The 8118-nt window shown below is 38.7% G+C and carries 9 protein-coding genes, 1 other RNA gene and 1 pseudogene; 3 read left to right on the top strand and 8 right to left on the bottom strand.

Translation table 11 applies throughout. The annotated features are described in order from the left end of the window. Positions 1 to 476: 476 nt before the first annotated feature. The 7 genes from BANA01_RS28425 to tadA form a co-directional block, all read right to left on the bottom strand. Positions 477 to 740, bottom strand: a complete 264-nt coding sequence (locus tag BANA01_RS28425; protein WP_063255627.1) for a pro-sigmaK processing inhibitor BofA family protein — start codon at positions 738 to 740, stop codon at positions 477 to 479. Between the two features lie 85 nt (positions 741 to 825). Continuing rightward, on the bottom strand, positions 826 to 1044 hold the full coding sequence (locus BANA01_RS28430; protein ID WP_063255628.1) for a YaaL family protein: 219 nt from the start codon (positions 1042 to 1044) through the stop codon (positions 826 to 828). Positions 1045 to 1072: 28 nt separating this feature from the next. Further along, complete coding sequence (recR, locus tag BANA01_RS28435) at positions 1073 to 1669, bottom strand: recombination mediator RecR (protein WP_063255629.1); 597 nt, start codon at positions 1667 to 1669, stop codon at positions 1073 to 1075. A 69-nt stretch (positions 1670 to 1738) separates the two neighbouring features. Next, positions 1739 to 2056: a YbaB/EbfC family nucleoid-associated protein gene (locus tag BANA01_RS28440; protein WP_045519285.1), complete on the bottom strand. Its 318-nt coding sequence runs from the start codon at positions 2054 to 2056 to the stop codon at positions 1739 to 1741. Between the two features lie 20 nt (positions 2057 to 2076). Beyond that, positions 2077 to 3765: a DNA polymerase III subunit gamma/tau gene (gene dnaX / locus BANA01_RS28445; RefSeq protein ID WP_063255630.1), complete on the bottom strand. Its 1689-nt coding sequence runs from the start codon at positions 3763 to 3765 to the stop codon at positions 2077 to 2079. 124 nt (positions 3766 to 3889) lie between these two features. Beyond that, an RNA gene (gene ffs / locus BANA01_RS28450) (signal recognition particle sRNA large type) lies at positions 3890 to 4155 on the bottom strand. Between the two features lie 90 nt (positions 4156 to 4245). After that, entirely contained in the window at positions 4246 to 4743 is a 498-nt protein-coding gene (gene tadA, locus BANA01_RS28455; protein WP_063255631.1) for a tRNA adenosine(34) deaminase TadA, read from the bottom strand. 121 nt (positions 4744 to 4864) lie between these two features. Here tadA and BANA01_RS28460 point away from each other — a divergent pair, with 121 nt between their 5' ends. From BANA01_RS28460 to BANA01_RS28470, 3 genes are all read left to right on the top strand, one after another. Beyond that, entirely contained in the window at positions 4865 to 6151 is a 1287-nt protein-coding gene (locus tag BANA01_RS28460; RefSeq protein ID WP_063255632.1) for a glycosyl hydrolase family 18 protein, read from the top strand. A gap of 206 nt (positions 6152 to 6357) precedes the next feature. Beyond that, on the top strand, positions 6358 to 7005 hold the full coding sequence (locus BANA01_RS28465; RefSeq protein WP_063255633.1) for a deoxynucleoside kinase: 648 nt from the start codon (positions 6358 to 6360) through the stop codon (positions 7003 to 7005). 16 nt (positions 7006 to 7021) lie between these two features. After that, positions 7022 to 7717, top strand: coding sequence for a deoxynucleoside kinase (locus tag BANA01_RS28470; RefSeq protein WP_063255634.1), 696 nt, complete (start codon positions 7022 to 7024; stop codon positions 7715 to 7717). 171 nt (positions 7718 to 7888) lie between these two features. On the opposite strand, the pseudogene BANA01_RS30235 reads toward BANA01_RS28470, so the two are convergent. Further along, positions 7889 to 8118, bottom strand: a pseudogene (locus BANA01_RS30235) (hypothetical protein); the annotation flags it as partial.

Genomic DNA, 8118 nt, shown 5'->3' on the forward strand with positions numbered 1-8118 from the left:
GATCAATCTTACATAATCGCTCACAAGCGACTTTATTAATATATCATAACCAAGTTATTAAGTCAATAACTTTTTCAATGTGTTGCGTTGTCGTTTGTGACGACTTTTAATATATTACAGTACATTACTAGATTGGTCAATAGTTTTTTTAAAAATAAATGGCTCTGTTATAAATGAATGTTTATTTCACTGTGTTTGAAAAATAAAGGGAAAAATTCCGGCTAAATGGGAAAATACCCTTATTTACTTAAAAATAAAGGAAGTTTTTCCGCTTATATTAACCAAATCTTTGAATTTTGTCTTTTTTAAAGCAGTTAATAGGAATATCTCCGCTTATATATGCTTCTTAAGCGCCTCTATATACATTAGCCGAAATTTCTCCGCCTATGAGTACTCATGCCTATACGAAATTCATCAATGAATAATAACAGAGCCAAAATAATAAAAAACCGCTAAGAAACAGCGGTTTACTTCAATTAAATAATATATTGTTGGATAGCAGCCAACGCAACTAATCCTGGAATTCCAAGAAATCCAGATACAGCTGATGTCGCAAAATTTATTGGTACATGAATTCCAAAGCTACTTCCTGCTGTATTTAAAAAGAATAAGAATAGTGCGCCTATCAACAATTTTACAACAGCTTGACCGATAAACCTAGCTGGCTTAAAGGGAGCCCCAGCAAACAAAAGAATAAGTATGAGCCCGCCTAATATGGCAATAATCATTATTGGTTCCAAAAAAGCTATCCCCCTTCAAAATCCTTTTATAACAACATATGTACAAGTTATCAAAAAAAGACCTTAAATAGTGATAGCTTTATTTTTACCTTTTAATCCTTACATTTCTCTCTTTTGCTTCTCTTAATAGAAAGAAATACTTTACTTGAGCTATTTTTGTCTGGCATATCGCTTCTTCAGAAGGATCAAAACTTTTGTCGAGTAATTGTTTTTGTTTCTGCCATTGTTCTTTATACTCTTGTAACTGAGATAAAAGTTTTTGGTCAAACTCTTTTCGCAGCCACCCTTTACGCTGGAAAAACATCTTATTCCCCCGGTACTCTGCTTTTAAATTAAATTTCTCTTCTACCCTCTAGAGCTTTCGATAAGGTAACTTCATCTGCATATTCTAGGTCGCCTCCAACTGGAAGCCCATGAGCAATCCGCGTAATCTTAATCCCTGATGGTTTGAGCAAGCGGGAAATATACATTGCCGTTGCTTCTCCTTCAATATTCGGATTCGTAGCTAGAATAACTTCCTTTACAGTTTCATCATGGAGACGTTTTAATAAATCAGGAATATTGATATCTTCAGGACCTATTCCATCCATAGGTGAAATAGCACCGTGCAATACATGGTACAAACCATTGAATTCCCTCATCTTCTCCATTGCAATGACATCCTTTGGATCTTGAACCACACAAATCGTACTTTTATCTCGACGTTGGTCTTCACATATATAACATGGATCCTGATCTGTAATGTGACCACAGACAGAGCAATAGGTTAAATTTCGTTTGGCATTTACAAGTGCCTTGGCAAAATCCAGCACAGTATCTTCTTTCATACTTAAAACATAAAAAGCCAAACGAGCAGCCGTTTTCGGTCCTATACCTGGCAGCTTCATAAAACTGTCAATTAACTTTGAAATCGGTTCCGGATAATGCATTATCTATTATTCCTCTCCTAGAAAAGCATATGCGCCTTAAAAAAGGCGCATATGCTCGATCTTCAATATTTAAAAAGGCAGATTCATTCCTTTTGTAAATTGGCCCATTGTATTGTTTGTAAGCTCTTCTACTTTTTTCAGTGCGTCATTTGTTGCAGCCAAGACCAAATCTTGAAGCATTTCGATATCGTCTGGATCGACGGCTTCCGGTTTGATTTGAACATCCACCACTTCTTTGTGTCCTGTTACAATGACAGTCACCATTCCGCCGCCTGCCGTTCCTTCAATCTTTTGCTGACCCAATTCTTCCTGGGCTTCAGCCATTTTCTTTTGCATTTTTTGCATTTGTTTCATCATATTTTGCATATTACCCATTCCACCACGCATAACCTGTTACCTCCAATTAATTAGTCAATAATTTCTACGAATTCAGCACCAAACAAGTTTTTTGCCTCTACTATATGCGGCTCTTCTTCCTGCTTGGATTCAGGAGTTTCTCCTTCGACATAATGCTGTGTGCTTAAGAAGTTTTCTCGGATAGATATCCATTGGTCTTCCGGCACACCAAGGACGAGGTAGCGATTTCCTGTTAATTCTTGTAGAGCAATTGTAATCGTCTCTACAAAACGGTTATTATCCATTGCCATTTGACAGTGGATTTCATGTTTAAATTTTAAAATAAAAGCGTCGGTTGATGCGGCTGCTGGCTCCGCCTCATTTAATAGCGCAGCATGAGATTTCATTAACCTTCCTCTCATTTCGCCCCATTTGCTTTTAATTTGATTTAGGTCATTCTTGGTTGCCTTTTTTAATACGTCATTTATTCTGCCAACTGCAGGCTGGAACCCTTTTCTTGAACTTCTTTGTGAAGGCTTTTGCGCAGCCTGCGGTGCTGTTTCATGAACCACAACAGACCCATTTGTTTTTAAGAGTTGTAATTCATGCTCAAGCTGTTCAACTTTTTTTAGCAGCTGAGAGATTTGTCCATCCGGCATTTTCTCTATCTGCTTCGTTTCCGTTTGACACAGTTTAACTATTGCAACTTCCAAAAAGATTCTCGGATGGTTGGTCCAACGCATATCTTGTTGCGTCTTATTTAATAAATCAATGAGCTGATAAATCTCATCATAAGAAACAGCCTCTGCAATTTGACGGAACTCCTCATCCAGTAAGACTCTATCTAGAGATTCTTCAAGGTTTGGTGCTGTTTTGTATAGCAGCATATCTCGATAATATAATATAAAGTCCTCAATAAATCTTGACGGGTCTTTCCCATGAAACAACAATTCCTCTAATGCTTCTAATCCACTCGCTACATCCTGATCCAAAACAGCTTTTGCAAGTTTATTTAAGAATCCTTGAGAAACTGATCCGGTGACCGTCAATGCGTCTTCAACCGTTACTACATCCTGACTAAAAGAAATAGCTTGATCTAAAAGACTTAAGGCGTCACGCATACCACCTTCAGCCGCTCTAGCAATCATCTTTAAGGCGTCTTCTTCACACTTCACGCTTGTTTCCTCAACGATTAATTTCATTCTATTTACGATCGATTGTGCTGTAATCCGTCTAAAATCAAATCGTTGACATCTTGAGATAATCGTTAAGGGTATTTTATGCGGTTCGGTCGTGGCTAAAATGAAGATAACATGCTTTGGCGGCTCCTCCAACGTTTTTAACAACGCATTAAAAGCACTAATGGATAGCATATGCACTTCATCAATAATATAGACCTTGTAGTTAACAGCGGTTGGAGCGAACTTTACTTTATCAAGCACATCCCGCATTTCTTCCACTCTGGAGTTGGATGCTGCGTCAAATTCAAGCACATCTGATATTGTTCCATTAGTAATTCCCTTGCACGCTTCACATTCATTGCAGGGTTCAGAAACTGGTGCCCGTTCACAATTTACTGCTTTAGCTAAGATCTTTGCTGCACTGGTTTTACCTGTTCCTCGTGGTCCGTTAAATAAATAGGCATGGGAAATTTTTTGCTGAAGCAGGGCATTCTGCAATGTTTTCGTAACATGTTCTTGTCCTACTACATCAATAAATTGCTGAGGACGCCAAACACGATATAAAGCCTGATAAGCCAAAAACATCGCCCCCTTCAAAAAATTCTTTCTTAATCATTATAACGTATCCTTTTTCTATTTATCAAAGAGAATACAAAAAAACTCATCTCGTAAGCGAAATGAGTTGTTTTTACATTATAAACTGCCGTGCACCTTCCGTCGACTACGCACCCATAGGCGCTGCTTAAGCAGTTAGCTCGGCCCAGGCCACCCTGCGGCACATGAGAGCTTCCACTTAATGCTGCTTCCTTCCGGACCTGACATGGTTCATGGATTCCCATTGCGCAGGACCCGGGCGTCAACACCACTTACTTAAGGCGGACCCTACAGGATACCAGCCTCGGGAAGGGATTCAGCCTCGCTAGAGCGGATTGCGAGTACAGGGCACCGCTACCTCCCCGCCTAGCACGGCAAAGTTGATAATAAATTAAGGCGTCTTTATCTGACGCTTTTTTAGTATACTAACTTTTGAGAAAAAAATCAATCTTTTACAATTGTAAATTACTGTAAAGATTGTTTTTTTGCTATTTTTCTTTTTTCTCGAAGCTGACGAAAGAAGTCAGATAATAACTGTCCACACTCTGTCTCTAGGACACCGCTGGTTACTTCGCTTTGGTGATTGAAACGTTCATCCTGAAGGAGGTTCATAAATGTCCCCGCACAGCCTCCCTTTGGGTCAGCGGCACCATAAACGACTCTCTTCACCCTGGACAAGATTATGGCACCCGAGCACATCGCACAAGGCTCAAGTGTGACATAAAGGCTCGCGTTCTCCAGCCGCCATGATCCTACTAGCTGACATGCACGTTCGATTGCTAATAGTTCGGCATGAGCAACCGCACTTTGTTTACTTTCACGTAAATTATGCGCCCTGGAAATAATTTTCCCATCTATCACCACGATGGCCCCAATCGGAACCTCCAGTAGTGCTTCTGCCTTTCTCGCTTCCTTTATCGCTTCTTTCATATAAAATTCATCTGAAAATTCATCAATCGTCATAAAGTTTACCGCCTTATTTGATCATTGACACTCTTCCTACTGATATTTTCCCCATTATATCATGAAATGATTATCTCCCTCATAGAATAGATGTAGCGTTCTTGCTTAGGAGGGGAAGAATATGCAAATTCATGTTGTGAGAGCAAATGAATCATTAACAACCATTGCGAGGGCATACAATACAACAGTGAATGATATTGTTGATGCTAATGATATCCCTAATCCAAATAATCTTGTCGTTGGGCAAGCAATGGTAATTCCGATTGTTGGCCGTTTTTATTATGTACAGCCAGGAGACAGTCTATGGTCAATCGGGCAAAAAACAGGTGTACCCTATCAACAAATCGCCTCAGTTAATCGTATTTCACTTAATCAACAACTATATGTGGGCTTTCGTCTTTATATACCTCCGGCTCCAAAAAGAAGAGGAGAATTTAATGCTTACGTGGAACCTCGAGGCACTAGTGTTGCACCTATTTTAGAAACAAGTGCGCGAGAAGCTGCACCCTATTTAACCTACCTGGCCCCATTTAGTTTTCAAGCTCTTCGTGATGGATCTTTAAAGGAACCTTTATTAAATAATTTCCCAGCCATTGCGAGAGCAAATCGAAATGTTTTAATGATGGTAATTACTAACCAGGAAAATGATCAATTTAGTGATGAATTAGGTCGTATTTTACTAAATGATATCCCCATACAAGATAGATTCTTAAATAATATCGTTGCTACTGCAAAGAAATATGACTTTAGAGATATTCATTTCGATTTTGAATTTTTACGGCCGGCCGACCGTGAAGCCTATAACCAATTTTTACGAAAAGCAAAAGCTAGATTTCAAAGGGAAGGCTGGTTACTGTCAACAGCTCTAGCTCCTAAAACAAGTGCTACACAAAAAGGAAAATGGTATGAAGCACATGATTACAGGGCACATGGTCAAATAGTGGATTTTGTCGTAATTATGACCTATGAATGGGGCTACAGCGGCGGTCCTGCCATGGCAGTTTCGCCTATTGATCAGGTTCGAAAGGTTTTAGACTATGCAATTACAGAAATGCCGCCAAATAAAATCTTAATGGGCCAGAATTTATATGGATATGACTGGACTCTTCCATTTGTGCAAGGTTCTATAGCAAAAGCAGTGAGTCCGCAGCAAGCAATTGAACTTGCTGCTGAAAATAACGTTCCGATTCAGTATGATACAAAAGCACAGGCACCGTTTTTCCGATACACGGCGGCAGATGGAAAGCGGCATGAAGTTTGGTTTGAGGATGCTCGCTCCATCCAAGCGAAGTTTAATTTGATAAAAGAATTGGGTATTAGAGGGATGAGTTATTGGAAGCTTGGCTTAGCATTTCCGCAAAATTGGCTGTTAATAGTTGAAAATTTCAATGTGGTAAAAAGAGGTTAAACTATTTTCATAACATAAACTGCCGTATTTCGGCAGTTTTTTTAAATATTCGACACTAAAATTCCTTCTTCAACAATTTCCATATCCCTTCCTGTGAAAGATTATGATAATATATTATTTGTGCCATTAAGAACGTTAAAAAAAAGGTTCCAGTTTAGTACTGGTTAACATAGAATTTGCAGGCAGTTGGAGAAGGAGGACATGCAATGGGTTATACTCCCTTTATTACCGTTGAAGGGCCGATTGGTGTAGGTAAAACATCTCTCGCAAAAGCCATTTCAGATCAATTTAAATTTGCTTTATTAAAAGAGATTGTCGATGAAAATCCATTTTTGGGGAAGTTTTATGACAATATTGAAGAGTGGAGTTTCCAGACGGAAATGTTTTTTCTTTGCAATCGCTATAAGCAATTAGGGGATATTAATACCCATTACTTAAGCAAAAGTCAGGCTGTTGTAGCAGATTATCATATTTTAAAAAATTTAATTTTTGCACAGAGAACTCTAAACCCCGATGAATATCAAAAATACTATAAAATTTATCAGCTCCTAACGGAAGACATGCCAAAGCCAAATGTTATTATTTATCTAAATGCAAGCTTAGATACTCTTTTAAAACGAATTAAAATTAGAGGACGTGAGGTAGAGAAAAATATCAGTCCTTTATATTTAGAACAACTATCGCTTGATTATGAACAAACCATTACGCGCTTTGAGCAATCACATCCAGAAATTCCTGTTCTTCGCTTTAATGGTGATGAATTAGATTTCGTTAAAAATGAAGATGATTTAAATTTTATAATAGAAAAGCTCATGGGTTCATTAAAAAAAGGCAGCACGACAAACATAGGATAAGAATTGGGGGATGTAAGTGAGTATCGTTATTGGTGGTATGATAGGTCTAGGCAAGACAAGTGTGGCTGATATATTACATGCACATTTTCAAAGAAACGGGATTGATAGTAAGGTTTTTTATGAAACGGTTGATAATAATCCCATTCTCCCGCTCTATTATGAACTAACTCCAGAAGAACTGGATGCTAGAAGAATCCCATTTCTCTTACAATTGTTTTTCTTAAATAAACGATTTAAAACAGTAAAGGATTCTGTAAGCTGGAAAGATCCTATTTACACGATTCAGGACCGCTCCATATACGAGGATTGGTACTTTGCCTATGTAAACAAAAATCTTGGGAGAATCTCTGACCTTGAATTTAGAATATATGAAGAGCTAGTTGAGAATATGATGGAAGAATTAAATGAACTTCCAAAAAAGGCACCTGATTTAATGGTTTATCTAAAAGGTTCTTTTGAAACGGTAATCGATCGAATCATGGCACGTGGCAGAAGCTTTGAAATTAACCCTGAACTGAAGGAATACTACTTTGAGGTTTGGAAGGGTTATGATGAGTGGGTTATTAATAACTATAATGCCAGTGATGTCTTGATTGTTGATATGGATCATACGGATGTTGTTAAGCGTCCAGAAGACGCATTAAGAGTATGCCGTGAAGTGGATGAGCGATTAAAGGAAATCTTAAATATGACAAAAGCCCATATTGGTTAATTCCAATAGGGCTTTTTTGTCTCTATTAATAGGTTCTGTTGATTTGCGCTCCACCAAGGAATGCTTCTTGGAATAATCACCGCAGGGACAGGCGGTTTTTGCCTGCCCCGAGGCACTTCGCTTTCCGCAGGCGTTGCAGTGAGCCTCCTCGGCGCAAGCGCCTGTGGGGTCTCACCTGCTCCGTACTCCTGCAGGACATTGAAAGGGCATCTCTGAATCCGCCCACGCACGAAGAAAATGCGGTAGCATTTTCGAGGAGTCTTCGTGCCTTCCGCGCAAATTAACAGAGTGCCAATATAAATACTTCTCTTTTAACACTTCCAAATATATATATAAAAAATCCGCCCAATTGCTTGGGCGGATTTTATCTCCAGTTTTATGCGCGATTATTATAAAATTTA

It is taken from the genome of Neobacillus niacini NBRC 15566, from assembly GCF_001591505.1.
Taxonomy (GTDB): domain Bacteria; phylum Bacillota; class Bacilli; order Bacillales; family Cytobacillaceae; genus Neobacillus; species Neobacillus niacini.